This is a genomic window from Micromonospora sp. CPCC 206171, assembly GCF_036906755.1.
Taxonomy (GTDB): Bacteria; Actinomycetota; Actinomycetes; order Mycobacteriales; family Micromonosporaceae; genus Micromonospora; species Micromonospora purpureochromogenes.
In genome coordinates this window covers 27,551-52,628 of the sequence record NZ_JBAKHT010000023.1, presented here as the reverse complement: position 1 = coordinate 52,628, position 25,078 = coordinate 27,551, and the positions used below count along the sequence as shown (strand labels likewise).

Annotated in this window: 24 protein-coding genes; 3 read left to right on the top strand and 21 right to left on the bottom strand. The window is 73.7% G+C overall.

What is annotated here, in order from left to right:
- Window positions 1-4: 4 nt before the first annotated feature.
- The 17 genes from def to pyrR all read right to left on the bottom strand — a co-directional run bounded on the left by def (window position 5) and on the right by pyrR (window position 19,965).
- On the bottom strand, window positions 5-565 hold the full coding sequence (gene def / locus V6U89_RS23300; RefSeq protein WP_280837095.1) for a peptide deformylase: 561 nt from the start codon (window positions 563-565) through the stop codon (window positions 5-7).
- Between the two features lie 43 nt (window positions 566-608).
- Complete coding sequence (locus V6U89_RS23295; RefSeq protein WP_334573461.1) at window positions 609-1,880, bottom strand: cytochrome P450; 1,272 nt, start codon at window positions 1,878-1,880, stop codon at window positions 609-611.
- Window positions 1,881-1,987: 107 nt separating this feature from the next.
- Window positions 1,988-2,971 carry an AAA family ATPase gene (locus V6U89_RS23290; protein WP_334573460.1) on the bottom strand — a complete coding sequence of 328 codons (984 nt, stop codon included), beginning with the start codon at window positions 2,969-2,971 and terminating at the stop codon, window positions 1,988-1,990.
- A 204-nt stretch (window positions 2,972-3,175) separates the two neighbouring features.
- A complete protein-coding gene (locus V6U89_RS23285; RefSeq protein WP_334573459.1) occupies window positions 3,176-5,347 on the bottom strand; it encodes a primosomal protein N' in 2,172 nt (723 codons plus the stop codon).
- A gap of 65 nt (window positions 5,348-5,412) precedes the next feature.
- The gene (gene metK, locus V6U89_RS23280; protein WP_334573458.1) at window positions 5,413-6,603 is read right to left on the bottom strand and encodes a methionine adenosyltransferase; all 1,191 of its coding nucleotides are present in this window, start codon (window positions 6,601-6,603) and stop codon (window positions 5,413-5,415) included.
- A gap of 99 nt (window positions 6,604-6,702) precedes the next feature.
- Entirely contained in the window at window positions 6,703-7,911 is a 1,209-nt protein-coding gene (gene coaBC / locus V6U89_RS23275; RefSeq protein WP_334573457.1) for a bifunctional phosphopantothenoylcysteine decarboxylase/phosphopantothenate--cysteine ligase CoaBC, read from the bottom strand.
- 14 nt (window positions 7,912-7,925) lie between these two features.
- Window positions 7,926-8,189, bottom strand: a complete 264-nt coding sequence (gene rpoZ / locus V6U89_RS23270) for a DNA-directed RNA polymerase subunit omega (protein WP_007075826.1) — start codon at window positions 8,187-8,189, stop codon at window positions 7,926-7,928.
- A gap of 47 nt (window positions 8,190-8,236) precedes the next feature.
- Complete coding sequence (locus V6U89_RS23265; RefSeq protein ID WP_334573456.1) at window positions 8,237-8,770, bottom strand: guanylate kinase; 534 nt, start codon at window positions 8,768-8,770, stop codon at window positions 8,237-8,239.
- 25 nt (window positions 8,771-8,795) lie between these two features.
- The gene (gene mihF, locus V6U89_RS23260; protein WP_088962722.1) at window positions 8,796-9,113 is read right to left on the bottom strand and encodes an integration host factor, actinobacterial type; all 318 of its coding nucleotides are present in this window, start codon (window positions 9,111-9,113) and stop codon (window positions 8,796-8,798) included.
- A gap of 169 nt (window positions 9,114-9,282) precedes the next feature.
- The gene (gene pyrF / locus V6U89_RS23255; protein ID WP_334573455.1) at window positions 9,283-10,116 is read right to left on the bottom strand and encodes an orotidine-5'-phosphate decarboxylase; all 834 of its coding nucleotides are present in this window, start codon (window positions 10,114-10,116) and stop codon (window positions 9,283-9,285) included.
- Between the two features lie 93 nt (window positions 10,117-10,209).
- Window positions 10,210-11,484, bottom strand: coding sequence for an adenosylmethionine--8-amino-7-oxononanoate transaminase (locus V6U89_RS23250; RefSeq protein ID WP_334573454.1), 1,275 nt, complete (start codon window positions 11,482-11,484; stop codon window positions 10,210-10,212).
- Between the two features lie 43 nt (window positions 11,485-11,527).
- Entirely contained in the window at window positions 11,528-12,565 is a 1,038-nt protein-coding gene (locus V6U89_RS23245; RefSeq protein ID WP_334573453.1) for a quinone-dependent dihydroorotate dehydrogenase, read from the bottom strand.
- 97 nt (window positions 12,566-12,662) lie between these two features.
- Window positions 12,663-16,010 carry a carbamoyl-phosphate synthase large subunit gene (carB, locus tag V6U89_RS23240; protein WP_334573452.1) on the bottom strand — a complete coding sequence of 1,116 codons (3,348 nt, stop codon included), beginning with the start codon at window positions 16,008-16,010 and terminating at the stop codon, window positions 12,663-12,665.
- Window positions 16,003-17,184 carry a glutamine-hydrolyzing carbamoyl-phosphate synthase small subunit gene (gene carA, locus V6U89_RS23235; RefSeq protein WP_334573451.1) on the bottom strand — a complete coding sequence of 394 codons (1,182 nt, stop codon included), beginning with the start codon at window positions 17,182-17,184 and terminating at the stop codon, window positions 16,003-16,005. Before carA ends, carB begins: the two co-directional genes overlap by 8 nt.
- The gene (locus tag V6U89_RS23230; RefSeq protein ID WP_334573450.1) at window positions 17,184-18,461 is read right to left on the bottom strand and encodes a dihydroorotase; all 1,278 of its coding nucleotides are present in this window, start codon (window positions 18,459-18,461) and stop codon (window positions 17,184-17,186) included. Before V6U89_RS23230 ends, carA begins: the two co-directional genes overlap by 1 nt.
- Window positions 18,458-19,384, bottom strand: a complete 927-nt coding sequence (locus tag V6U89_RS23225) for an aspartate carbamoyltransferase catalytic subunit (RefSeq protein ID WP_179804323.1) — start codon at window positions 19,382-19,384, stop codon at window positions 18,458-18,460. Before V6U89_RS23225 ends, V6U89_RS23230 begins: the two co-directional genes overlap by 4 nt.
- Window positions 19,381-19,965 carry a bifunctional pyr operon transcriptional regulator/uracil phosphoribosyltransferase PyrR gene (gene pyrR / locus V6U89_RS23220; RefSeq protein WP_334573449.1) on the bottom strand — a complete coding sequence of 195 codons (585 nt, stop codon included), beginning with the start codon at window positions 19,963-19,965 and terminating at the stop codon, window positions 19,381-19,383. The genes V6U89_RS23225 and pyrR overlap by 4 nt, the downstream gene beginning before the upstream one ends.
- A gap of 288 nt (window positions 19,966-20,253) precedes the next feature.
- Between pyrR and bldD the strand changes: the two genes are divergently transcribed.
- Window positions 20,254-20,742: a transcriptional regulator BldD gene (bldD, locus tag V6U89_RS23215; RefSeq protein WP_013285505.1), complete on the top strand. Its 489-nt coding sequence runs from the start codon at window positions 20,254-20,256 to the stop codon at window positions 20,740-20,742.
- Window positions 20,743-20,843: 101 nt separating this feature from the next.
- Here bldD and nusB read toward each other — a convergent pair whose 3' ends face one another.
- The 4 genes from nusB to aroB form a co-directional block, all read right to left on the bottom strand.
- The gene (gene nusB / locus V6U89_RS23210) at window positions 20,844-21,254 is read right to left on the bottom strand and encodes a transcription antitermination factor NusB (protein ID WP_280837246.1); all 411 of its coding nucleotides are present in this window, start codon (window positions 21,252-21,254) and stop codon (window positions 20,844-20,846) included.
- Between the two features lie 23 nt (window positions 21,255-21,277).
- A complete protein-coding gene (gene efp / locus V6U89_RS23205; RefSeq protein ID WP_334573448.1) occupies window positions 21,278-21,835 on the bottom strand; it encodes an elongation factor P in 558 nt (185 codons plus the stop codon).
- A 269-nt stretch (window positions 21,836-22,104) separates the two neighbouring features.
- Complete coding sequence (gene aroQ / locus V6U89_RS23200; protein ID WP_334573447.1) at window positions 22,105-22,545, bottom strand: type II 3-dehydroquinate dehydratase; 441 nt, start codon at window positions 22,543-22,545, stop codon at window positions 22,105-22,107.
- Window positions 22,542-23,618, bottom strand: a complete 1,077-nt coding sequence (gene aroB, locus V6U89_RS23195) for a 3-dehydroquinate synthase (RefSeq protein ID WP_334573446.1) — start codon at window positions 23,616-23,618, stop codon at window positions 22,542-22,544. Before aroB ends, aroQ begins: the two co-directional genes overlap by 4 nt.
- Before the next feature lie 146 nt (window positions 23,619-23,764).
- Between aroB and V6U89_RS23190 the strand changes: the two genes are divergently transcribed.
- Window positions 23,765-24,286, top strand: a complete 522-nt coding sequence (locus V6U89_RS23190) for a DUF2243 domain-containing protein (RefSeq protein ID WP_334573445.1) — start codon at window positions 23,765-23,767, stop codon at window positions 24,284-24,286.
- The gene (locus V6U89_RS23185) at window positions 24,283-25,050 is read left to right on the top strand and encodes a cytochrome c oxidase assembly protein (RefSeq protein ID WP_334573444.1); all 768 of its coding nucleotides are present in this window, start codon (window positions 24,283-24,285) and stop codon (window positions 25,048-25,050) included. Before V6U89_RS23190 ends, V6U89_RS23185 begins: the two co-directional genes overlap by 4 nt.
- The last annotated feature ends 28 nt before the right edge of the window (window positions 25,051-25,078 follow it).

Genomic DNA, 25,078 nt, shown 5'->3' with positions numbered 1-25,078 from the left:
CGCCTCACCGCCCCAGACCGAAGGGGCTGCCGGAGGCGTGCGGGTTGAGCTTGACCGTGGGCGGGGCGGCCGGGTCGTACCACTCGGCCTGGCGGATGGCCTTCATGGCCTCCTTGCGCCCGGCCGGGTCCAGCCGGTCGACGAAGAGCACCCCGTCGAGGTGGTCGGTCTCGTGCTGCACGCAGCGGGCCATCAGCCCGGTGCCGACGATCTGCATCGGGTCGCCGTAGCCGTTGAAGCCCTTGGCGATGACGTTCTGCCGGCGCTTCGTGTCGAAGTAGAGCCCGGGGATGGACAGGCAGCCCTCCGGGCCGTCCTGCTCCTCCTCGTCGGGGAACTCCAGCACCGGGTTGACCAGGTGCCCGAGCACGTCGTCCACGTCGAAGGTGAACACCCGCAGGCCCACACCGAGCTGGGGCGCGGCCAGGCCGGCGCCGCTCTGCTCCCGCATCGTGTCGGTGAGGTCGGCGATGAGCCTACGCAGCTCGGTGTCGAAATCGACGACCGGATCGGCCGGCGTGCGCAGCACCGGGTCCCCGAACAGACGGATGGGCTGGACGGTCACGCGGTGTGGCTCCTTCGGCTGTACGGACGAATGCCGTACCAGTCTACGGAGTGCCGGGGGCCGCCCCGGCCGGCGTACCGCGATGCGCCGCCGCCGACTCCGTGTCGATGATCACCGGCAGGGTCTCGTAGCCGCGCAGGGTGAGCCGGGTCCGGTGCCGGGGCCGGCCGGCCAGGGCGAGGCCGGGCAGCCGGCGCAGCAGCAGCGGGAAGGCGACCTGCGCCTCCAGCCGGGCCAGCCCGGCGCCCAGGCAGTAGTGCGGCCCGGCCCCGAACGACAGCGGGTGGACCTGCGGGCGCCACGGGTCGAACCGCTGCGGCTCGGGGTACCGCCGGGGATCCCGGTTCGCCGCGCCGAGCAGCAGCAACGCCCAGCTGCCCGCCGGCAGCTCGACCCCGCCGCAGCGCACCGGCGTCTCGTTGATCCGGGTCGTGAGCTGCACCGGCGAGTCGTAGCGCAGCAGCTCGTCGACGTACCCGGGGGCGAACTCCGGATGCTCGCGCAGCGCGTCGGCCGCGCGCGGGTGGTCCAGCAGCACCACGAGGCCGTTGCCGAGCAGGTTGGTGGTGGTCTCGAAGCCGGCGACCAGCAGCACCACCAGGTTGGCCAGCAGCTCCTCGCCGGAGAGCCGGTCGCCGTCGGCGTCGTGCACCTGGACCAGGGCGGTGGTCAGGTCGTCGGCGGGCGCGGCCCGGCGGGCCCGGACCAGCGCGGCGAAGTAGTCGCGCAGCTCGGTGGCGCCCCGGTCGGCGACCGCCAGCTCCTCGGTGGTGATCTCCGGCTCCAGCACCCCGGTCAGGTCGGCGGCCCAGCGCCGGAACAGCGGCCGGTCGGCCGCCGGCACGCCGAGCAGCGCACAGATCACCCCCACCGGCAGCGGGTACGCGAACTCGGCCAGGAAGTCGACGGGCTCACCGGCGCGGGCCCGCTCCAGCATCGCGTCGACCAGCTCGTCGGCCTGCGCCTGGACCACGTCGCGCATGGCGGCGATCCGGCGCGGGGTGAAGGCGCCGGCCGCGAGCTGCCGCATCCGGCTGTGGTCGGGCGGGTTGGTGCGCAGCATCGACCGGGAGATCGACGCGACGGCCGGGCTGTCCCGCCAGCCGGGGAGGAACTGGTCGCGCAGCGCGTCGTCCATCACCCCGAACCGGGAGTCGCGCAGGATCTCGTCGGCCTCGGCGTAGCCGGTGACGACGTAGAACACCGGCCCGGCCTGGACCACCGGCCCGTACCGGCGCAGCCGCTCGTACGTGGGGTACGGGTCGATGCGCCCCTGCGGCGACATGAGCAGGGCGAGCGCCTCGGCTGCGTCCATGACCGGCCTCCCGCGTCGATGCGTCGGAGGCTCCATCATGCGCGTCCGGGCGCTGCCCGGCGACCCCGCGCGACCGACCGCCGGCCCGCCGGCGATCGGGGCGAGGCTCAGGCGCCGGCGCCGGGCTCCCCCGCCAGCACCGCGGCGCCGCCGAGCAGGGCGTGCTCGGGCAGCGGGAGCTGGATGCCGTGCGCGGCCTCCCAGTCGTAGACGGTGCTCGGACGGACCTGGGCGGCGAAGAAGTCCACCGCGCTGAGCCCGCCGACGACCGGCTCGTCCACCTCGGCGACCAGCTGGGCGGGGACCAGGTTGAAGCCGTTCTGCAGGGCGGCGCTGAGCCGGCGGTGCCCGTCGACGACGAAGAAGTACTCGCCGGTGTAGCCGATCCGCAGCGGCTCCAGGGCCTCGTCGCCGGCCCCGGCCACGTCGCCGACGAACTCCGAGTCCCAGAGCCCGCGCAGGGTGGTGATGTCCTCGGTCGGGTAGACCCGGGCCGGGTCGAGCAGCAGCAGCGGCGGGGCGTCGCGCAGCACCTCGGCGCCGAGCCGGCCCTCGTACGCGTCGACGATGTGCTGGATCACTTCGGGCGCCGGGGCCCGGGTGGTGTCGCAGACCAGGTCGTAGTTGCGCAGCCGGGCCTTGTCCACGCCGTAGCGGAGGATGAACCGGTTCCGCTCGCTCTCGCTGCGCTCCCGGAGCTTGGCCTTGGCCTCCTCCAGCGAGGTGTAGCTCTCGGCCGGGCCGGAGGGACGCAGCAGCACCCGGCGGGCCGCCTCGCCCGGCTCGGTGATCATGTGTACCTTGAGCGCGTCGGTGAAGAAGTGCCAGGCCAGCCGGGAGTCCATGACCAGCGACTCGCCGGAGGCGGCGATGTCCCGCTGGAGCTGGTCGACGTAGCCGTCCACGGCCTGGTCCAGCTCGGCGTGCAGGTTGAGCTGGAGGGCGGTCATCTGCCGCTCCTGCGCCATCTGCCGGTAGAGGTCGCCGACGCTGACCCGGCGCAGCCCCAGCCGCTTGGCGATCTCGACGGAGACGGTGCTCTTGCCGCTGCCGAGGTCCCCGTTGAAGACGATCGATTGACGAACGGTCACGACTGGTCCACCCCTGATCACCGGCTGATTGACATCATCGATATGGCGTCGGATCGACGCGCTCCGCCATCGTCGCGCCATCCGTGCGCCCGGGCATGACGGGCGATGTTATCACTTCGCCGCCACCGGTTTGCCGGACGAGGTGTGCGACGGTACCCGCTCCGAGCCGGGTCGCGCCCGGCCGGTGCCGCGGATCACGGCCGGTCAGAAGAGGCTGAGCGGGTCGACCTGGAGGCGGACCGGGTCGGCGGCCTTGCGGGCGCTGCGCACCCCGGCGGCGGTGTGCAGCGCCTCGGCCAGGGCGGCGGCCCGGGCCCGGGGCACCCGCACCAGCATCCGCTCCCGGTCGCCGTCGGCCGGGACCGGGCCGAGCACCTCCGCCCCGTCGGGCAGCCGGGCCTCCGCCAGCAGGTCGGCCACCGCGACCGCCGGACCGGTCACGCTGGCCATCTTCGTCGCCGGCGGGAAGCCCAGCTCCCGCCGCTCGGCCAGCTCCCGGGCGGCGAACCAGGCCGGGTCCCAGCGCAGCAGGGCCTGCACCGGCGCCAGCGCGCCGTCGGCGACCACCACCACCCGCCCGCCCGCCGACGCCGGCCGGGCCAGCGCGGCCGCGCTCAGCCAGCGGCGCAGCGTCTCCTCGCCGGCGCGCAGGTCGGCCCGGGTGAGCAGGGCCCAGGAGTCCAGCAGCAGCACCGCGCCGTAGCCCCCCTCGGCCAGCGGCTCGGCGCCCGGGGTGGCGATCACCAGGCCAGCGCCGCCGGGCACGCCGGCCAGTACCTCCTCCCGGCCCGAGGTGCGTACCGGCACGCCGGGAAAGGCGCGGCCCAGCTCCTCGGCGGTGCGCCGGGCGCCGGTGACGGCCGCGCGCAGCCGCCGACCGCCGCACTCCGGGCAGGCGTACGCGGCGGCGACCCGGCCGCACCAGCGGCAGGCGGGGATGCCCTCGGCGGAGGGCAGCGCCAGCGGGCCGGCGCAGTGCGGGCAGCGGGCCGGGGTGCGGCAGTCCGCGCAGGAGATCGAGGGCAGGTAGCCCCGGCGCGGCACCTGCACCAGCACCGGGGCGTCCGCGCGCAGGGTGTCCCGGGCGGTGGTCCAGGCCAGGCTGGGCAGCCGGGCCGTGGCCGCGCCGGGGTCGCGGGCCAGCTGCGGGTCGTCGCCGGTCGGCGCGATGCTCGGGGTACGCGCCCGCAGGGTCGCCCGGTCGGCGACCACCTCGCGGGCCCAGCCGGTCTCCACCAGCAACTGCGCCTCGGCGGTCCGGGTGTACCCGCCGACCAGCGCGGCGGCCCCGGCGAGCTGGGCCCGGGTGAGCAGCACGTCCCGGGCGTGCGGGTACGGGGCCCGGGGCTCGGCGTGCAGGTCGTCACCGTCGTCCCAGATCGCCACCAGACCGAGCCGGTCGACCGGGGCGAACATCGCCGCCCGCGTGCCGATCACCACGGGTGCCGTACCGCGCCGGGCGGTGAGGAAGGCCCGGTAGCGGCGGGCCGGGCCGAGCGCGGCGGAGAGGCAGACGTGCCGGTCCGGGCCCAGGATGTCGGTCAGCGCGGCGTCCAGCCGGTCCAGGTCCCGGGCGTCGGCGACCACGACGACGGCGCCCCGGCCCCCGGCGACGGTCGCGGCGACGGCGTCGGCGTACCGGGCGGCCCAGTCCTCCCCGGCCAGCGCCGACCAGACGGCGCGGGGCGGGCGGCCGTCGGCGAGCGCGCGCAGGAACGCCGGGCCGGCCGGGTAGTCCCGCCAGCCGCGCGGGTCGACGGCGGGCGCGGCCGGTGCGCCGCTCGGCTCAGCCGCGTCCGGTGCCGCGGCGGCCCCGGTCGGCCCGGTCGAGGCCGGTGCGGCGGTCGCCCCGGTTGATCCCGTCGTGGCCGGAGCAGCGGCGGTCCCGAGGGGTCCGGTCGTGGGCGGCGAGGCGGCGACCCCGGCGGACGGCGGCGGGGCCGCGGCGGCGACCACGTTCGTCGGCGGGGCCTCGGTGGCCGGGGCCGCGCTGACCTCACCGGACGTCGTGGCGGTGTCGGCGGCCGGAGTGTCGGCGGCGGCGGTCGGCGGCTGGGCGCGCAGGTCCTTCTCGACCCGGGCGTGGCGGGGCGGGACGGCGAGCCGGAGCACGTCGGCGAGGCTGCCGGCGTACCGGTCCGCGACGGCCCGGGCCAGCCGGGCGATCTCCGGCGCCAGCACCGGCTCCGGGGAGACCACCTTCTCCAGGTACGCCAGCCGGCCGGTGTGCCCGGAGCCGTCGGCGCGGTCCAGCAGCCAGCCGTCGACCAGTTGCCCGGCGAAGCGCACCTTCACCCGCACCCCGGGCACGGCGTCGGCGTCCAGCTCGGCGGGGACCAGGTAGTCGAACGGGCGGTCGAGGTGCGGCAGCGGCACGTCGACGCAGACACGAGCGACCGGCGACCCCTCGGCGGGCCGCCGGTCGCTGCGCCTGGTGCCGGTCAGGCTCCCGCTACCGACTTGAGGTCGGCGGCCCGGTCGGTGCTCTCCCAGGTCAGGTCCGGCAGCTCGCGGCCGAAGTGGCCGTACGCGGCGGTCTGCTGGTAGATCGGGCGGAGCAGGTTGAGGTCCCGGATGATGGCGGCCGGGCGGAGGTCGAAGACCTCGGTGACGGCCTTCTCGATCGAGGCGACCGGCACGGTCTCGGTGCCGAAGGTCTCGATGAACAGGCTGACCGGGTGGGCCTTGCCGATCGCGTAGGCGACCTGCGCCTCGCAGCGCTCGGCGAGGCCGGCGGCCACCACGTTCTTGGCCACCCAGCGCATCGCGTACGCGGCCGACCGGTCCACCTTCGACGGGTCCTTGCCGGAGAACGCGCCGCCGCCGTGCCGGGCGTACCCGCCGTAGGTGTCGACGATGATCTTGCGGCCGGTGAGCCCGGCGTCGCCCATCGGGCCACCGATCTCGAACCGGCCCGTGGGGTTGACCAGCAGCCGGTAGCCCTCGGTGTCCAGGCCGAGGCTCTCCAGCTCGGGGGCGATGACGTGGTCGCGCACGTCCGGGGTGAGCAGCGAGTCCAGCGAGATGTCCGCGGCGTGCTGGCTGGACACGACCACGGTGTTGAGCCGGACCGGACGCAGGCCGTCGTACTCGATGGTGACCTGGGTCTTGCCGTCGGGCCGCAGGTAGGGGATGGTGCCGTCCTTGCGCACGGCGGCCAGCCGGCGGGCCAGCCGGTGCGCCAGCGCGATCGGCAGCGGCATCAGCTCAGGGGTCTCCGAGCAGGCGAAGCCGAACATCATGCCCTGATCGCCGGCGCCCTGCGCGTCGAGCGCGCTCTCCGACGCACCGGTACGCAGCTCGAAGGCGTTGTCCACACCCTGGGCGATGTCGGCGGACTGGCCGCCGATCGAGACGCTGACGCCGCAGGAGGCGCCGTCGAAGCCCTTCTTCGACGAGTCGTACCCGATCTCGAGGATGGTCTCCCGGACGATCGTCGGGATGTCGGCGTACGCCTTGGTCGTCACCTCGCCCGCGACGTGCACCTGCCCGGTGGTGATCAGGGTCTCCACCGCGACACGGCTGTGCGGGTCCTTGGCCAGCAGGGCGTCCAGGATGCCGTCGCTGATCTGGTCGGCGATCTTGTCCGGGTGGCCCTCCGTGACCGATTCGGACGTGAAAAGACGTGTCACGGCACTCCTAAGCACTTGAGTCTCTCTGGAAAGGTCGCTCCGCGGCAGTTTAGTCACCCGGTTCCAGGGTGCCGCAGCCAACGCGAAAGTGACCAGCGTTCAGGACAACGCGGCCAGCCGGGTCACCACGAGGTCCCAGACCCGGTCGGCCAGGTCTTCCTTGGACTGTTCCGGGAGGGTGGTCACGCTGCCGTCCGCGCCCACCACGGTGGCCGCGTTGGTCTCGGCCCCGAAGACCTTGTCCACGCCCACCTCGTTGATGACGATCAGGTCGGCCCGCTTGCGGGCGAGCTTGGCCCGGCCGTTGGCCTCGGCGTCGCCGGTCTCGGCGGCGAAGACGACCAGCAGCTGCTCCGGGCGGCGCTGCCGCCCCAGCTCCGCGGCGATGTCGGGGTTGGTGACCAGCGCGATGGTCGGCGCGCTGCCGTCCTCCGACTTCTTGATCTTGCCGGGGGCGTAGGTCGCCGGCCGGAAGTCGGCGGGCGCGGCGGCCATCACCACGACGTCGGCGTCGGCGGCGGCCTCCAGGGTGGCCTTGCGCAGTTCCTCGGTGGTGCCCACCCGGACCAGGTCGACCCCGGCCGGGTCGGGCAGGGCGACGTTCGCCGCGACCAGGGTGACGCGGGCGCCTCGGGCGACGGCCGCGCGGGCGAAGGCGTACCCCTGCTTGCCGGAGGAGCGGTTGCCGAGAAAGCGGACCGGGTCCAGTGGTTCGCGGGTGCCGCCGGCAGTCACCAGGACGTGCCGGCCGACCAGGTCGGCGGGGGCGTCCAGGCCGCGGGCCAGGGCGCGGCGGGCGACGGCGAAGATCTCGGCCGGGTCGGGCAGCCGCCCCTTGCCGGTGTCGGCGCCGGTGAGCCGGCCGACCGCCGGTTCGATCACCCGTACGCCGCGCGAGCGCAGCGTCGCGACGTTGGCGACGGTGGCCGGGTGCTCCCACATCTCGGTGTGCATCGCCGGGGCGAGCACCACCGGACAGCGCGCGGTGAGCAGCGTGTTGGTGAGCAGGTCGTCGGCGAGGCCGTGGGCCGCCTTGGCGAGCAGGTCGGCCGTCGCCGGCGCGACCACCACCAGGTCGGCCCGCTGGCCGAGCCGGACGTGCGGCACCTCGTGCACGTCGGACCAGACGTCGTCGGCGACCGGCTGGCCGGAGAGCGCCGCCCAGGTCGGCGCCCCGATGAAACGGAGCGCCGACGCGGTCGGCACGACCCGGACCCGGTGGCCCGACTCGGTGAAGAGCCGCAGCAGCTCACACGCCTTGTAGGCGGCGATGCCGCCGCCGACCCCGAGGACGATCTCGGCGGGCATCGGCGGAGCGGGTGTTACGGCTGGTCGGTCGGCTCGGCGGTGAGCAGGCCCGCGTTGATCTCGCGCATCGCGATCGAGAGCGGCTTCTCCTGCGGGGTGGTCTCCACGAGCGGGCCGACGTACTCCAGCAGGCCCTCACCGAGCTGGCTGTAGTAGGCGTTGACCTGGCGGGCACGCTTGGCGGCGAAGATCACCAGCGCGTACTTCGAGGTGGTCTTCTCGAGGAGCTCGTCGATCGGCGGGTTGGTGATGCCCTCGGGGTTGGCGATGGATCCCACGAAATACCCTCTGCGTCTGAAGTGTCCGCGCGAGCGCGGCTGGTCGCTCAACCGCGCAGTCGCGGCTGGGCGGGAGCCAGATAGGAAGAACCGAGCAAGCCTACCAGTTCGGCCACGACCCGCTCGGTGAGGTCGTGGACCACGGTGTGTCCGACGGCCGCGAGGACCGCCGGGTCCGGACGGTGGCCCGGAGGCGTCAGCAGGACCAGCCGGACGTCCGGCAGGGCCTCCCGGACGGCGAGCGCGCCGGGCAGGTCGAGCGGGAGCAGCACCGGCCGGCCGTCGGCCAGCCGGGACCGCAGCGGCTCGCGGGGCGTGCCCCGGCGGTGCCCGCCGATCCGCGACCACTCCAGCAGCTCGCCCGCGGCGACCATCCGGTCGAAGCCGACCGGGTCCACGAAGCGCCGGTCGACGCCGTCGACCTCGTCGGGGCGACGGGGCCGGGTGGTCACCGGCACCGGCACCCACACGGACGGAGAACGCGCCCGGACCAGCTCGACGACACTCTCCCGCGCGGCGCCCGAGGGCCCCGTCAGGACAGTGAGCCGAGCCGCCGGGCGCGCCTCGTCATCCGTGCTCACCGCTTGTTTCTACACGTTGCGGCGTTCAGTTGGCGGCGAACTCTCCAAGCAGAGCCTTGCGCTGCTGCTCGCCGAGCCCGCGCAGGCGACGGCTGTCGGCGATCTTGAGCTTCTCCATGATCTGGGTAGCCCGGATCTTGCCGATGCCCGGCATCGCCTGCAGGACGGCCGAAACCTTCAGCTTGCCGACGACGTCGTCGGACTCGGCCCGCTCGAGGACGGCGGCAAGGGTGGTCTTGCCCTGCTTGAGCTGCTCCTTCAGCTCAGCACGGGCCTTGCGGATCTCCGCGGCCTTCTCCAGCGCGGCAGCGCGCTGCTCGGGGGTCAGTGACGGGAGCGGCACCAGTTCTCCTCAGGTCCCTATCGCGGCGGGCGGGGCGCACCGCCGCTCTGTGAAACGTGGTGTCGCTGGCAACCAAAGGGGTCCGTGGTTCCCAGCGCGGGGAAAACTAGCGGTCGCGGGCGGTTTCGGCAACGTGGGCGCGCCAAGATCGGAAAAAGTGACCGAGCCGTCAGTCAGCCAGAACGTCCCGACAGTCGGCCAGCACGCGGTCCACGGCGGCCCGCAGAGCGGCCTCGTCCGGGCCGGCGTTCAGCACCTCGCGGGAGTACGACGGCAGCACCGACGACAGGCTGGAGCCGAAGACCGTCCGCAGGTCCGCAGCCGTCGCGCCCTGCGCGCCGAGCCCCGGGGCGAGCAGTGGCCCGTTCACCTTGGACAGGTCGTGACCGGTGTCGCCGATCGTCGCGCCGACCACCAGCCCGAAGCTGCCGATCGGCTCCGCACCCCTGTTGAGCTGCGAAATCTCGTCGATGACAGTCTGCGCGACGGTGCGCCCGTCGGCCGTACGGGCGCGCTGGACCGCGGCTCCCTCCGGGTTGGAGGTGAGCGCCAGCACGAAGACGCCACCGCCGTGGGTGGCCGCCAGCTCGAACATCGGGGCCAGCGATCCGACCCCCAGGTAGGGGCTCGCGGTGACCGCGTCGACGTGCAGCGGACCGGACGGGTCGAGGTAGGCCGAGGCGTACGCGGCGACGGTCGAGCCGATGTCGCCGCGCTTCACGTCCAGGAGAACGAGCGCGCCACAATCTCGTAACTGTCGGATAGTTGACTCAAGAATTCCGACACCTCGGGCACCGAACCGCTCGAAAAAGGCCGACTGGGGCTTGACCACCGCGACGCGGTCCGCAAGCGCTCCCACGACGGTGCGCGCGAACCGGTCCAACCCGTCGACGTCGTCCGGCAACCCCCAGCGGGCCAGCAGCCCGGGATGCGGGTCGATGCCCACGCAGAGCGGCCCCCGCTCGGCGACGGCGCGGTGCAGCCGGGCCCCGAAACTCTCCATCGGCATTCCTCTCCTCACGCTCGCGCTCGGTGGCCGGCCGGTGCCGGCCCCGTCCTGCCCGCCGGCTCAGCCGGCCTCGTCCTGCCCGCCGGCTCAGCCGGCCTTCACCGCCGCGGCGATCCCGGCCGCGATGCGGGCCAGGTCGGCGTCGTCGGTCACGTACGGCGGCATGGTGTAGACCAGGTCCCGGAACGGGCGCAGCCAGACGCCCTGCGCCACGGCGGCGGCCGTCGCCGCCGCGATGTCCACCTCGTGGTCGAGCTGCACCACGCCGATCGCGCCCAGCACCCGCACGTCCGCCACCCCGGACGCGCCGCGCAGCGGCTCCAGGCCGGCCCGCAGGCCCGCGCCGACCCGGGCGACCTGGGTGGCCCAGTCGCCGGCCCGCAGCAGCTCCAGCGACGCGTTGGCGACCGCGCAGGCCAGCGGGTTGCCCATGAAGGTGGGGCCGTGCGCCAGCACCCCGTCGGCGGAGATGCCCCGAGCGACCCGCGGGGTGCACAGCGCGGCGGCCAGGGTGAGGTACCCGCCGGTCAGCGCCTTGCCGACGCAGAGCACGTCCGGGCTCACCCCGGCGTGCTCGGCGGCGAACATGGCGCCGGTACGGCCGAAGCCGGTGGCGATCTCGTCGAAGACCAGCAGCACCCCGTGCGCCCGGGTCACCTCGCGCAGCACCCGCAGGTACTCCGGGTGGTGGAAGCGCATCCCGCCCGCGCCCTGCACCACCGGCTCGACGATGACCGCGGCCAGTTCGTCGGCGTGCCGCTCCACCGCGTCGGTCAGCGCCGCCACGTACGCCGGGTCGGGCGGGTCGTCGAAGCCGCCGGGCGGGACCGGCGCGAAGACCTGCCGGGGCAGCACGTCGCCCCAGAGGTGGTGCATGCCGCCCTCCGGGTCGCAGACGCTCATCGGGTGGAACGTGTCGCCGTGGTAGCCGCCCCGCCAGGTGCCCAGCCGGCGGCGTTCGGGCCGGCCGGTGGCCCGCTGGTACTGCAGGCACATCTTGACGGCCACCTCGACGCTGACCGAGCCGGAGTCGGCCAGGAAGACGTGCTCCAGCCCGGCCGGGGCCAGCTCGACCAGCGTCCGCGCCAGCCGCACGGCGGGCTCGTGGGTGAGCCCGCCGAACATCACGTGGCTCATCCGGCCGAGCTGGTCGGTGACCGCCGCGTCGAGCACCGGGTGCCGGTAGCCGTGGATCGCCGCCCACCAGGACGACATCCCGTCGACCAGTTCCCGGCCGTCGGCCAGCCGCAGCCGGACGCCCTGGGCGCTCTGGACCACGTACGGCGGGTGGGCCGGGGGCAGCGCCGCGTACGGGTGCCAGACGTGGGCCCGGTCGGCGGCCAGGATCTCCTCGGGCGTCACACGCTCTCCTCCGTACCGTCGAGGGTTGCCCGGCCGGGAGGTGTCACCCGGCCGGCACCGGCGCGGTGGCGCCCGCCGAGCCGCGGGCCGCGGCCCGGACCAGACCGGGGCCCCGGTAGATGAAGCCGGTGTAGAGCTGGATCAGGCTGGCCCCGGCGTCGAACATCCGGGCGGCGTCGTCCGGGTCGAGGATGCCGCCGACACCGACCACCGGCAGCCGGCCGCCGGTCTCCCGGTGTACGAACGCGACCACCTCGCGGGCCCGGGCGGCCAGCGGGCGGCCGGAGAGCCCGCCGGTCTCCGCGCCCCGCGCCGCGTCGGCCGGGGCGAGCCCGTCGCGGGCCAGGGTGGTGTTGGTGGCGATCACCCCGGCGGCGCCCCGGGCCAGGCAGACCTCCAGCAGCTCGGCGATGGCCGGCTCGGTCAGGTCCGGTGCGATCTTCACCAGCACCGGCTTCTCCCCCACCAGCGCCGCCAGCAGCGCGTCCAGGTGCGACTTGTCCTGCAACGAGCGCAGGCCGGGGGTGTTCGGCGAGGAGACGTTGACCGCGAAGTAGTCGCCGTGCTCCCGCAGCGCCCGGTACGAGGCCAGGTAGTCCTCGACCGCGTCGGCCAGCGGGGTCACCTTGGACTTGCCCAGCGAGATGCCCAGCGGCGCCCCGATCGGGCGGGGCAGCGCCGCCAGCCGGGCCGCCAGGGCCTCGGCGCCGGCGTTGTTGAAGCCCATCCGGTTGACCACGGCCTCGCTGTCGCGCAGCCGGAACAGCCGGGGCCGGGGGTTGCCCGGCTGGGCCTGCGCGGTGACCGTGCCGACCTCGACGAAGCCGAAGCCCAGCGCTGGCCAGGCCGGCAGGGCCACGCCGTTCTTGTCCATCCCCGCCGCCAGCCCCACCGGATTCGGGAACTCGACCCCGAACACCGTGCGCGGCGCCCGCACCTGGTACCGCGCCCGCACCGCCGCCAACGCCGCCGGCCGCCGCGAGAGCGCCGCCAACCGCCGCAACGTCCACTCGTGCGCCGCCTCGGCGTCCCCGCCCCCCACCCGGAACAACTGCGGCCGCACCACCCTCTCGAAGATCACGCCCCGCCTCCCCCCGGCTCGGTGATCATGAAGTTGTCGCCACTGCCGGTGGCGGGTCGGGGCGACAACTTCATGATCGACGCGGGGACGGAGCGGGTCATTCGCCGGCTCGCAGGGCGGCGTGGAGCTCCTGGAGGGGGCGGACCTGCATGTCGCCGCGGATGCGGGCCTCGATGCCCATGACGGCCGCGGCGGCGCCGGGGACGGTGGTGATGCAGGGGATGTCCGCCGTGACGGCGGCGCTGCGGATCTCGTAGCCGTCCGAGCGGGCGCTCGCGCCGGAGCCCTGCGGCGTGTTGACCACCAGGGCCACGTCGCCGCCGAGGATCATCGACACCGCGTCCTCCCCCTCGCCCGACTCGTAGTGCTTGCGGATCTGCTCGCAGGCGATGCCGTGCCGGCGCAGCACCTCGGCGGTGCCGGTGGTGGCGACGATCTCGAAGCCCAGGTCCGCCAGCCGCTTGATCGGGAAGATCATGCCGCGCTTGTCCCGGTTGGCGACCGAGACGAAGATCCGGCCGCCGGTGGGCAGCGACCCGTACGCGGCCGACTGGCTCTTGGCGAAGGCGTGCCCGAAGTTGGTGTCGATGCCCATCACCTCGCCGGTGGACTTCATCTCCGGGCCGAGCAGCGAGTCGATGCCCTTGCCGGACGGGGTGCGGAACCGCTTGAACGGCAGCACCGCCTCCTTGACCGCGATCGGGGCGTCCGCCGGCATCACGCCGCCGTCCCCGGTCGGCGGCAGCAGCCCCTCGGCGCGCAGCTCGGCGATGGTGGCGCCGAGCGCGATCCGGGCCGCCGCCTTGGCCAGCGGCACCGCCGTGGCCTTGGAGACGAACGGGACCGTCCGGGACGCCCGGGGGTTGGCCTCCAGCACGTAGAGCATGTCGTCCTTGAGGGCGTACTGGACGTTGAGCAGGCCCTTGACGCCCACTCCCCGGGCGATCGCCTCGGTGTAGCGGCGCACCTGGGTCAGGTGCGAGCCGGCCAGGGTGATCGGCGGCAGCGCGCAGGACGAGTCGCCGGAGTGGATGCCGGCCTCCTCGATGTGCTCCATCACGCCGCCGAGGTAGACCTCGCCGTCGGCGTCGCAGAGCGCGTCCACGTCGATCTCGATGGCGTCGTCGAGGAAGCGGTCGACCAGCACCGGGTGGTCCGGGGAGATGTCGGTGGCCCGGCCGATGTAGTCGCGCAGCGTGGCGTCGTCGTAGACGATCTCCATGCCCCGCCCGCCGAGCACGTACGACGGCCGGACCAGCACCGGGTAGCCGATCTCGTCGGCGATCGCCTTCGCCTCGTCGTACGAGGTGGCCATGCCGTGCGCCGGGGCGCGCAGCCCGGCCCGGGCCAGCACCGCGCCGAACGCGCCGCGCTCCTCGGCCAGGTGGATCGACTCCGGGGAGGTGCCGACCACCGGCACCCCGGCGTTCTTGAGCCGCTGCGCCAGCCCCAGCGGGGTCTGCCCGCCGAGCTGCACGATCACGCCGACCACGCCCGGGCCGCCGGCCGCCTTGCCCGACGAGTCCTCCGCGTGCCAGACCTCCAGCACGTCCTCGAAGGTCAGCGGCTCGAAGTAGAGCCGGTCGGCGGTGTCGTAGTCGGTGGAGACCGTCTCCGGGTTGCAGTTGACCATGACGGTCTCGTAGCCGACCCCCCGCAGGGCCATGACCGCGTGCACACAGGAGTAGTCGAACTCGATGCCCTGGCCGATCCGGTTCGGCCCGGAGCCCAGGATGAGCACCTTGGGCCGGTCCGAGGGCGCGACCTCGGTCTCCTGGTCGTAGGTCGAGTAGTGGTAGGGAGTGGTCGCCTCGAACTCGGCGGCGCAGGTGTCCACCGTCTTGTAGACCGGCCGCACGTCGAGCCGGTGCCGCAGGGTGCGTACGCCGTCCTCGGCGGCCAGCTCCGGGCGCAACGCGGCCAGCTGCCGGTCGGAGAGGCCGGCCCGCTTGGCCCGGCGCAGCAGCTCGGCGTCGAGCACCGGGGCGTCCACGATCTCCGCGCGCAGCTCGACCAGGCCGGCGATCTGGTCCAGGAACCAGGGGTCCATCCCGCCGGACGCCGCGGCGACCTCGGCGATGGTGGCGCCCAGCCGCAGCGCCCGCTCCACCGTGTAGAGCCGGCCGTCGTGCGGCATCCGCAGCGCGGCGAGGGTGTTCTCCACCGTCGCTCCCCGCGGATCCGGCACAGTCCAGAAACCGGCTGATGCAGTTTCCATGGAGCGCATCGCCTTGTTGAGCGCCTCGGTGAAGTTCCGGCCGAGGCTCATCGCCTCGCCGACCGACTTCATGGTGGTGGTCAGCTCCGGGTCGGCGCCGGGGAACTTCTCGAACGCGAACCGGGGGATCTTCACCACCACGTAGTCCAGCGTCGGCTCGAACGCCGCCGGAGTCTTCAGGGTGATGTCGTTGGGGATCTCGTCCAGGGTGTAGCCGATGGCCAGCTTCGCGGCGATCTTCGCGATCGGGAAGCCGGTGGCCTTGGAGGCCAGCGCCGAGGAGCGGGACACCCGGGGGTTCATCTCGATCACGACGATCCGGCCGTCGGCCGGGTTGACCGCGAACTGGATGTTGCAGCCGCCGGTGTCCACCCCGACCTCGCGCAGCACCGCGATGCCCAGGTCGCGCAGGCGCTGGTACTCCCGGTCGGTGAGCGTCATGGCCGGGGCGACGGTGACGCTGTCGCCGGTGTGCACGCCCATCGGGTCGACGTTCTCGATCGAGCAGACCACCACCACGTTGTCGTGGCGGTCGCGCATCAGTTCGAGCTCGTACTCCTTCCAGCCGAGCACGCTCTCCTCGATGAGCACCTCGTGCACCGGGCTGGCGGCCAGGCCGGCCCCGGCGATGCGGTGCAGGTCCTCGTCGCTGTGCGCCATGCCGGAGCCCAGGCCGCCCATGGTGAACGACGGCCGGATCACCACCGGCAGGCCCAGCTCGGCGGCGGTGGCCTCGACCTCGGCCATCGAGTGGCAGACCCGGGAGCGCGGCACCAGGCCGGTCGGGTCCTCGACGCCGAGCCGGGCGCCGGCCTTGGCGACGATGTCCTTGAACAGCTGCCGGTCCTCGCCGCGGTTGATCGCGTCGATGTTGGCGCCGATCAGCTCCACGCCGTACTTGTCCAGCACGCCGGCCTCGTGCAGGGCGACCGCGGTGTTCAGCGCGGTCTGCCCGCCGAGGGTGGGCAGCAGGGCGTCCGGGCGTTCCTTGGCGATGACCAGCTCGACGAACTCCGGGGTGATCGGCTCGACGTACGTGGCGTCGGCGAACTCGGGGTCCGTCATGATCGTCGCCGGGTTGGAGTTGACCAGGCTGACCCGGATGCCCTCGCTGCGCAGCACCCGGCACGCCTGGGTGCCGGAGTAGTCGAACTCGCAGGCCTGCCCGATGACGATCGGTCCGGAGCCGATCACCAGGATGTGCTTGAGGTCGGTGCGCTTAGGCATTCTTCCCGCCTTCGATGAGCTCGGCGAAGCGGTCGAACAGGTAGTCCGCGTCATGCGGGCCGGCCGCCGCCTCCGGGTGGTACTGAACGGTGAAGGCGGGCACGTCCCTGGCCCGCAGCCCCTCGACCACGTTGTCATTGAGGCAGACGTGCGACACCTGCACGCCCCCGAACTCGGTCTCGATCACCTGGTCGGGGACCACCACGCCGGGCCTTCGGCCCGGCGCCTGCACGGCGCTGAGCTCCTGTTCGCGGCCCGACACGTCGACCGCGAAGCCGTGGTTGTGGCTGGTCACCTCGACCTTGCCGGTGGCCCGGTCGAGCACCGGCTGGTTGATCCCTCGGTGGCCGTAGCCGAGCTTGTAGGTGCCGAAGCCCAGCGCCCGGCCGAGGATCTGGCTGCCGAAGCAGATGCCGAACAGCGGCACCTCGCGGCGCAGCACCTCCCGGGCCAGCGCGACCGGCCCCTCGGCGGTGGCCGGGTCGCCGGGGCCGGGCGAGAGGAAGACCGCGTCCGCGCCGGTGGCCAGCAGGTCGTCGATGGTGGAGCCGGCCGGCAGCACGTGGGTGGTGACCCCGCGCGCGGCGAGCCGCCGCGGCACGTTGCGCTTGATGCCCAGGTCGAGCGCGGCCACGGTGAACCGGTGCGGGCCGACCGCCTCGACGACGTACGGCTCGGCGGTGGTCACCTCGGCGGAGAGGTCCGCGCCGACCATCTGCGGCGACTGGCGGACCCGGGCCAGCAGGGCGCGCGGGTCGTCGTCGACGCTGGAGATGCCGACCCGCATCGCGCCACGCTCGCGCAGGTGCCGGGTCAGCGCCCGGGTGTCCACGCCGGCGATGCCGACCACACCCTCGGCGGCGAGCCGGTCCTCCAGCCCGCCGGTGGCGCGCCAGTTGGAGCCGATCCGGGCGGGGTCGCGCACCACGTACCCGGCGACCCAGATCCGGCCGGACTCGTCGTCCTCGGCGTTGACGCCGGTGTTGCCGATGTGCGGCGCGGTCTGCACCACCACCTGCCGGTGGTACGAGGGGTCGGTCAGGGTCTCCTGGTAACCGGTCATGCCGGTGTTGAAGACCGCCTCGCCGAAGGTCTCCCCGACGCTGCCGTACGCCTCGCCGTGGAACGTGCGCCCGTCCTCGAGAACGAGGATCGCGGGCCTGCGCTTAGCCATTACTTGACAGCCTTTCCGTCCAGGACCGTCGGCTCGCCACGCAGGAAGGTCGCCACGATGCGACCCGGCAGCGTCATGCGGGCGTACGGGGTGTTACGACTGCGGCTGGCCAGCTCCGCGGGCTCGATCACCCGACGGGCGGCCGGGTCGACCAGGGTGAGGTTGGCCGGCACGCCGGGCGCCGGGTCGAGGCCGTGCCCGTCGAGCCCGGCGATCCGGGCCGGGGTACGCGACATCCGCTCGGCGATCAGGTCCCACTGCGGCCCGAACACGTCCAGGGCGATCGAGAGCGCCGTCTCCAGGCCGAGCATCCCCGGCCGGGCGTACGCCCACTCGCACTCCTTGTCCTCCACCGCGTGCGGGGCGTGGTCGGTGGCGACGACGTCGATGACGCCCTCGGCCAGCGCGGCCCGCAGCGCGGCGATGTCGGTGGCCGTGCGCAGCGGCGGGTTGACCTTGTAGACCGGGTCGTAGGTGGACGCCTTGTCGTCGGTCAGCAGCAGGTGGTGCGGGGTCACCTCGGCGGTCACCCGCACCCCGCGCGCCTTGGCCTGGCGCAGCACCTCGACGCTGCCGGCGGTGGAGACGTGGCAGACGTGCAGCCGGCTGCCGACGTGCTCGGCGAGCAGCACGTCCCGGGCGATGATCGCCTCCTCGGCGACCGCCGGCCAGCCGGTGAGCCCGAGCCGGGTGGAGACCTCACCCTCGTGCATCTGCGCGCCCTCGGTGAGCCGGGGCTCCTCGGCGTGCTGGGCGACGATCCCGTCGAACGCCTTGACGTACTCCAGGGCCCGGCGCATCAGCTTGGGGTCGGCGACGCAGAACCCGTCGTCGGAGAAGATCCGGACCCGGGCGGCGGAGTCGGCCATCGCGCCCAGCTCGGCCAGCCGCTCGCCGGCCAGCCCGACGGTGACCGCGCCGATCGGCTGCACGTCGACCAGTCCGGCCTCGCGGCCCAGCCGCCAGACCTGCTCGACCACGCCGGCGGTGTCGGCGACCGGGGAGGTGTTGGCCATCGCGCAGACGGCGGTGTAGCCGCCGAGCGCAGCCGCGCGGGAGCCGGACTCGACCGTCTCGGCGTCCTCCCGGCCCGGCTCGCGCAGGTGGGTGTGCAGGTCGACCAGGCCGGGCAGGGCGACCAGCCCGGTGCCGTCGACGACGGTGGCCTCCGGCGCGGTAAGCCCGGCGCCGGTCTCGGCGACGACGCCGTCGCGGATCAGCAGGTCGGTCGGCGCGGCGCCGACGACGCTCACGTTGCGGATCAGGTACGAGCTCACAGGTGGTTCCCCCCGAGCAGCAGGTAGAGGACGGCCATCCGCACGGAGACCCCGTTGGCGACCTGTTCGACGATGGTGGAGCGGGGCGAGTCGGCGACCTCGGGCGTGATCTCCATGCCCCGGTTCATCGGGCCGGGGTGCATGACGATCGCGTGCTCGGGCAGCCGGCGCATGCGCGGGCCGTCCAGGCCGTAGCGGCGGGCGTACTCGCGGGCGGAGGGGAAGTAGGAGTCGTTCATCCGCTCCCGCTGCACCCGCAGCATCATCACCACGTCCGACTGTGGCAGCACCGCGTCCAGGTCGTAGGAGACGTCGGTGCCGGGCGCCAGCGCCTGGCCGATGTGCACCGGGATCAGCGTCGGCGGGCCGACCAGGGTGACCTTGGCGCCGAGGGTGGAGAGCAGCAGCACGTTGGAGCGGGCCACCCGGGAGTGCAGCACGTCCCCGACCACCGCGACGTGCAGGCCGGCGAGCCGGCCCAGCCGGGAGCGCATCGTGTACGCGTCGAGCAGCGCCTGGGTGGGGTGCTCGTGGGTGCCGTCGCCGGCGTTGACCACCGACCCGTCCACCCAGTTGGCCAGCCGGTGCGGCGCGCCCGAGGCGGGGTGCCGGACGACCACCGCGTCGGCCCCCATCGCCTGGAGGGTGAGCGCGGTGTCCTTCAGGCTCTCCCCCTTGGCCACGCTGGAGCCCTTGGCCGAGAAGTTGATCACGTCGGCGCTGAGCCGCTTGGCGGCCGCCTCGAAGGAGATCCGGGTCCGGGTGGAGTCCTCGTAGAAGAGGTTCACCACGGTCCGGCCGCGCAGCGCGGGGAGCTTCTTGACCTCCCGGCCGGCGACGGTGGCCATCTCGGCCGCGGTGTCGAGGATCTGGGTGGCGGTGGCCGCGTCCAGGTCGGCCCCGGAGAGCAGGTGCCGGATCATGAGGTGGTACCCCCGAAGAGCTTGACCTCGTCGGCACCGTCGGTCTCGGCGAGGGTGACCTTGACGCTCTCGGTGAGCGCGGTCGGGATGTTCTTGCCGACGTAGTCGGCGCGGATCGGCAGCTCGCGGTGGCCGCGGTCGACCAGGACGGCGAGCTGCACGCTGGCCGGCCGGCCGACGTCGTTGAGCGCGTCGAGCGCGGCCCGGACGGTGCGGCCGGAGAAGAGCACGTCGTCGACGAGGATGACCCGCTTGCCGTCGATGCCGCCCGGCGGGAGCTGGGTCGGGCCGACCGCGCGGGTGGCGTGTCGGCGCAGGTCGTCGCGGTAGAGAGTGATGTCGAGCACCCCGACCGGGACGTCGACGTCCTCGAAGGTGCTGATCCGGGCGGCGAGCCGCCGCGCGAGCGGAGCTCCGCGAGTGGGTATGCCGAGCAGGACGGTGTCGGCGGCGCCCTGGGTCTTCTCCAGGATCTGGTGGGCGATCCGGTCGACGACGCGCTGGACGTCGGCACTGGCGAGGATCACCTTCACCGAGGGTTGTCGCGGCAGCGACGATGGGGCAGCCGGTGGGCAGGCCACGGCGGACCTCCTTCCCCGCCTCACGGGACGGGTCGTTAAAGGACGTCTGGGGACTCCGGTCGGATCGCGAACGGCCCGGACCGGGGCTTCATGCCACGTTACCAGCGGTCACCGGCACGGCCCTCGGCACCCACTGATCCCCGGATCAGGACGGTGAAATGGGGATAAGTCCCCCCGCGCTCCCCAACTGTAAGGACACGACCACTTGACCACGTGTCGCAATCCCCGTACCGTCACGCTCCGTAGCGATCGCTGGGAGAACCCCAAAGCAGCACTGGGAGTGTCCGAATGCCCTCTGAATACGCCAAGTCGCTGGGCGCCCGCCTGCGCTCCATCCGCCAGCAGCAGGGCCTGTCCCTGCAGGGTGTGGAGGAGAAGTCGAACGGGCGGTGGAAGGCCGTGGTGGTCGGCTCGTACGAGCGCGGCGACCGGGCCGTCACCGTGTCCCGCCTGGCGGAGCTGGCCGACTTCTACCGCGTTCCCGTCTCGGAGCTGCTGCCCGACGGCAGCGGGGTGCGGCACGAGCCCACCAGCAAGATCGTCCTGGACCTGGAGCGGCTCTACGACGAGGCCTCCGAGGACCTCGCCTACGTCGCCCGGTACGCCCGCGCCATCCAGCAGCAGCGTGGCGACTACAACGGCCGGGTGCTCTCGATCCGCGCCGACGACCTGCGCGCCCTCGCCATCGTGTACGACGCCTCGCCGTCGGGCCTGATCGAGCGGCTCACCGAGCACGGTGTGCTGGTCGCCGACCCGCGGGCGTTCTTCGCGTCCTGATCCACTGTTCGCAGAAAAGGGCCCGTGCCGTCCGGCACGGGCCCTTTTCTGCGTGATCGGGTGATCGGGTGCGGCCGGCGGCGGAGGGCCGGCGACCCGGATCAGCGGGTGGCGTACTCGGCGATCCGGCCGAGGATGCCGTTGAGAAAGCGCGGCGAGTCGTCGGTCGACATCTGCCGGGCCAGCTCCACCGCCTCGCTGATCGCCACCGCGTCGTCGATCTCGTCGACGTAGAGCAGCTCGTAGACCGCGATGCGGGCGAGGTTGCGGTCGACCACCGGCATCCGGTCCAGCGTCCACCCCTCGGCGTAGCTGGCGATCACCTCGTCGATCCGGTCGAGGTGGGCGGCGACCCCCTCGACCAGGCCGACCGCGTAACCCAGGTGCTCCGGCCGCGGCTTCTCGATCCGCTCCACGTAGCCGGCGAGCACCTCGACCGGGGGCCGGTCACGCAGGTCGGCCTCGTAGAGCACGTCCAGCGCCCGCTTGCGCGCCTTGCGGCGCGACGGCATCTGCTGCTTGGGACCCTCGGCCATCAGGCTCGGCCGAGGTAACGGCCGTCGCGGGTGTCGACCTTGATCTTCTCGCCGGTGGTGATGAAGAGCGGCACCTGCACGGTGGCGCCGGTCTCGACGGTGGCCGGCTTGTTGCCGCCGGTCGACCGGTCGCCCTGCAGGCCCGGCTCGGTGTAGGTGACCTCGAGCACGACCGAGGTCGGCAGCTCGATGTAGAGCGGGACACCCTCGTGGGTGGCGACGGTCGCCTCGGCCTCGGGGAGGAGGTAGTTGGCCGCCTCGCCGACGGTGCCGCCGGGGACGGTGATCTGGTCGAACGTCTCCAGATCCATGAAGACGTAGTCCTCGCCGTCGGCGTACAGGTACTGCATGGTGCGCTTGTCGACGGTCGCGGTCTCGACCTTGGTGCCCGCGTTGAAGGTCTTGTCGACGACCTTGCCGGACAGCACGTTCTTCAGCGTCGTGCGGACGAACGCCCCACCCTTACCGGGCTTGACGTGCTGGAACTCGACGACGGCCCAGAGCTCCCCGTCGAGGTTGAGTACCAGGCCGTTCTTGAGGTCGTTGGTGGATGCCATTTCCTGCCTTGATCATCAATTGGCGGACAGACCTGGCAAGTCTACTAGTTGTGTCCAACCGGCGACTCCGCCGCCGGCCGACCCCCTCCCGGCCCGGCCGACGCCGCCCTCCCGGTCGTGATCGTCAACGACGGCGCGCCGGGCGCGGCGGGCCCGGCCGTCGACAGCGATCGTGCCGCCGGTCACGCTGCGACCCGGCAGCGCGACGGTGGCGTGCGGCGCCGTCGCCAGGGGCGGCCGGCCGGTCGGGCGCCCTGCGACGGCGACGCTCAGCCGGTCGCGCCGAGGCGGGTGGCCAGGTGGCGCAGGGCGAGGCGGTAGCCGTCGACGCCCAGGCCGCAGATCACCCCGGTCGCCACCGCGGAGACCACGGAGTGGTGCCGGAACTCCTCCCGGGCGTGGATGTTGGAGATGTGCACCTCCACCAGCGGCCCACGCAGCATCGCGCAGGCGTCCCGGACGGCGATCGAGTAGTGCGACCAGGCGGCCGGGTTGAGCACCACCGCCGCCTGCTCGTCGGCCGCCTGGTGCAGCCAGCCCAGCAGCTCGTGCTCAGCGTCGGTCTGCCGGACGGTCACGTCCAGCCCCAACTCGCGGCCGGTGTCGACACAGAGCGTCACCAGGTCGGCGTAGCTGGTCACGCCGTACACGTCGACCTGCCGGGTGCCGAGCCGGCCCAGGTTCGGCCCGTTCAGCACGTACACCCTCACGAGGCGATCTCCCGGTAGGCGGCGTGCAGCAGCTCGTCGTCCGGGCCCTCGAGGATCGCCGGCCGGGCCAGGCCGTCGAGCACCACGAAGCGCAGGGTGCTGCCCCGGGCCTTCTTGTCCACCCGCATCGCGGCCAGCAGGTCAGGCCAGGCGTCCGCCGGGTAGCTGGTGGGCAGGCCGAGCGCGGCCAGCACCGTGCGGTGCCGTTCGGCGGTGGCGGCGTCGAGCCGGCCGGCCAGCCGGGCCAGGGCGCCGGCGAAGACGGTGCCCACCGCGACGGCGTGCCCGTGCCGCCAGCGGTAGCCCTCCACCTTCTCGATCGCGTGCGCCAGGGTGTGGCCGTAGTTGAGCACCTCGCGCACCCCGGACTCGCGCAGGTCGCCGGAGACCACGTCGGCCTTCACCCGGATCGCCCGCTCGATCAGCTCCCGGGCCACCGGGCCGGTCGGGTCGACGGCGGCGGCCGGGTCCCGCTCGACCAGGTCGAGGATCACCGGGTCGGCGATGAAACCGCACTTGACCACCTCGGCCAGCCCGGCGGCCAGGTCGGCCGGGGGCAGGCTGTCCAGCGTCGCCAGGTCGCAGAGCACGCCGGCCGGCGGGTGGAACGCGCCGACCAGGTTCTTGCCGGCGGCGGTGTTCACGCCGGTCTTGCCACCGACCGCCGCGTCCACCATGCCGAGCAGGGAGGTCGCCACCGGCACCCAGCGCACTCCGCGCAGCCAGCAGGCGGCGACGAAGCCGGCCAGGTCGGTCACCGCTCCCCCGCCCACCCCGACCACCGCGTCGCTACGGGTGAACCCGGCCGCGCCCAGCCGCTCCCAGCAGTCGGCGGCCACCTCGATCCGCTTGCCCGCCTCGGCGTCGGGCACCTCGATCGGCAGCGGGGTCACGCCGACCGCGCGCAGCCGTTCGGCCAGCGTGTCGGCCAGGTCCTTGAGCGGCGGCGCGAACAGCAGCGCGACCCGCTCGGCGCCGGGCAGCAGCCGCGGCGGCGGATCGAGCAGGTCTCGTCCCACGAGCACGTCGTACGGCCGCTCGCCGCCGACCGGAATCCGGGTCACCTCGTCCATCGCAGGGCAGCCTAGTGCAGCCGGCACCGCCGCGACGGCGCTCGTCCACCTGGTGGCAAGCGACATTGCCGCCCACCCGGTACGTTCAGCTCGTAACGGCCGGACGTGGGGCGAAGCGGACCCGGCCCACGACGGCGGAGGTTCCCATGGCCACCACGACCATCGACGGTGCCGACATCCGGCTGCCCGCCACCATCCTCGGCGTCGGGCTCGGCGGCTTCGCCGACGGCATCGTCCTGCACCAGGTGCTCCAGTGGCACCACCTGCTCAGCAGCACCGACACCGACAACGTCGGGATCCGGGCGTACCCGGTGGACACCGTCCCCGGCCTGCAGATGAACACCCTCTGGGACGGCATCTTCCACGTGGTCACCTGGGTGGCGGTGCTCACCGGGCTGGCCCTGCTCTACGCCCGGGTGACCCGGTCCCGCGGCCGGCTCTGGCGCTCCCCGGCGCTGTGGGGCTGGGCGCTGGTGGGCTGGGGCCTGTTCAACCTGGTCGAGGGGATCGTCGACCACCACCTGCTGGGCATCCACCACGTGCACGGCGGCCCCCACCAGACGGCCTGGGACGTCGGCTTCCTGCTGTTCGGCGCGGCGCTGATCGCCGTCGGCTGGGCGGTACAGCGCCGGGCCGGCACGGTGGACACCTGCGCCGACCGGCGATGACCGGGCAGCACGGCGACGGAGTCGGCCCGCTGCTGCTCGTACCGCTGCTGGTCTTCTGGGTCTACCTGGCCGCGGCGCTGCGCCAGCGCGACCCGGGGCGCGGCGGCTGGAGCCACTGGCGTACCGCGAGCTTCGGTGCGGGCGCGGCGCTGCTCGCGGTGGCCGCGGTGCTGCCCGGCCACGACCTGGTCGGACACATGTGGCGGCACCTGCTGGTCGGGATGCTGGCGCCGCTCGGGCTGGTGCTCGGCGCACCCGGCACCCTCGCGCTGCGCACGGTACGTCGCGACATCGGGCGGGCGGCGCTGCGGGTGCTGCGCCACCCGGTCCCGCGGGTGGCCGCCCACCCGGTCACCGGCCTGCTGCTCACCGCCGGCGGGCTCTACCTGCTGCACCTGACCCCGCTGTACCGGGCCACCCTGGCCCACCCGGGGCTGCACGGCCTGGTGCTGCTGCACTTCCTGGCCAGCGGGTACCTCTTCACCTGGGCGATCGCCGGCCCCGACCCGGGGCCGCACCGCCCCGAGGTGCCGCTGCGGCTGGTCGTGCTGGGGTTGTCGGTGACCGCGCACGCCGCGCTGGCCCAGCTCATGTACGCCGGCCTGGTCGACACCGCCGCGCCGGTGGCGCAACTGCGGGCGGCGGCGACGCTGATGTACTACGGCGGCGACCTGGCCGAGCTCCTGCTCGCCCTCGCCCTGCTGGTCACCTGGCGGCCGGTGGTCCGGCGCGCGGGGTCCGAGCCGGTGCCGTCGCCGGCCTGAACCGGGACCCCGTCCGCCGGCCCCTGGC

Excerpts from the sequence above, each read along its gene's own strand:
- aroB (WP_334573446.1), bottom strand. The coding sequence starts at position 23,618 with ATGGACGAGGTGACCCGGATTCCGGTCGGCGGCGAGCGGCCGTACGAC.
- coaBC (WP_334573457.1), bottom strand. The coding sequence starts at position 7,911 with ATGCCCGCCGAGATCGTCCTCGGGGTCGGCGGCGGCATCGCCGCCTAC.
- V6U89_RS23295 (WP_334573461.1), bottom strand. The coding sequence starts at position 1,880 with ATGGACGCAGCCGAGGCGCTCGCCCTGCTCATGTCGCCGCAGGGGCGC.
- efp (WP_334573448.1), bottom strand. The coding sequence starts at position 21,835 with ATGGCATCCACCAACGACCTCAAGAACGGCCTGGTACTCAACCTCGAC.
- V6U89_RS23225 (WP_179804323.1), bottom strand. The coding sequence starts at position 19,384 with ATGATCCGGCACCTGCTCTCCGGGGCCGACCTGGACGCGGCCACCGCC.
- carB (WP_334573452.1), bottom strand. The coding sequence starts at position 16,010 with ATGCCTAAGCGCACCGACCTCAAGCACATCCTGGTGATCGGCTCCGGA.
- carA (WP_334573451.1), bottom strand. The coding sequence starts at position 17,184 with ATGGCTAAGCGCAGGCCCGCGATCCTCGTTCTCGAGGACGGGCGCACG.
- V6U89_RS23185 (WP_334573444.1), top strand. The coding sequence starts at position 24,283 with ATGACCGGGCAGCACGGCGACGGAGTCGGCCCGCTGCTGCTCGTACCG.
- pyrF (WP_334573455.1), bottom strand. The coding sequence starts at position 10,116 with ATGGAGAGTTTCGGGGCCCGGCTGCACCGCGCCGTCGCCGAGCGGGGG.
- bldD (WP_013285505.1), top strand. The coding sequence starts at position 20,254 with ATGCCCTCTGAATACGCCAAGTCGCTGGGCGCCCGCCTGCGCTCCATC.
- nusB (WP_280837246.1), bottom strand. The coding sequence starts at position 21,254 with ATGCCGTCGCGCCGCAAGGCGCGCAAGCGGGCGCTGGACGTGCTCTAC.
- V6U89_RS23190 (WP_334573445.1), top strand. The coding sequence starts at position 23,765 with ATGGCCACCACGACCATCGACGGTGCCGACATCCGGCTGCCCGCCACC.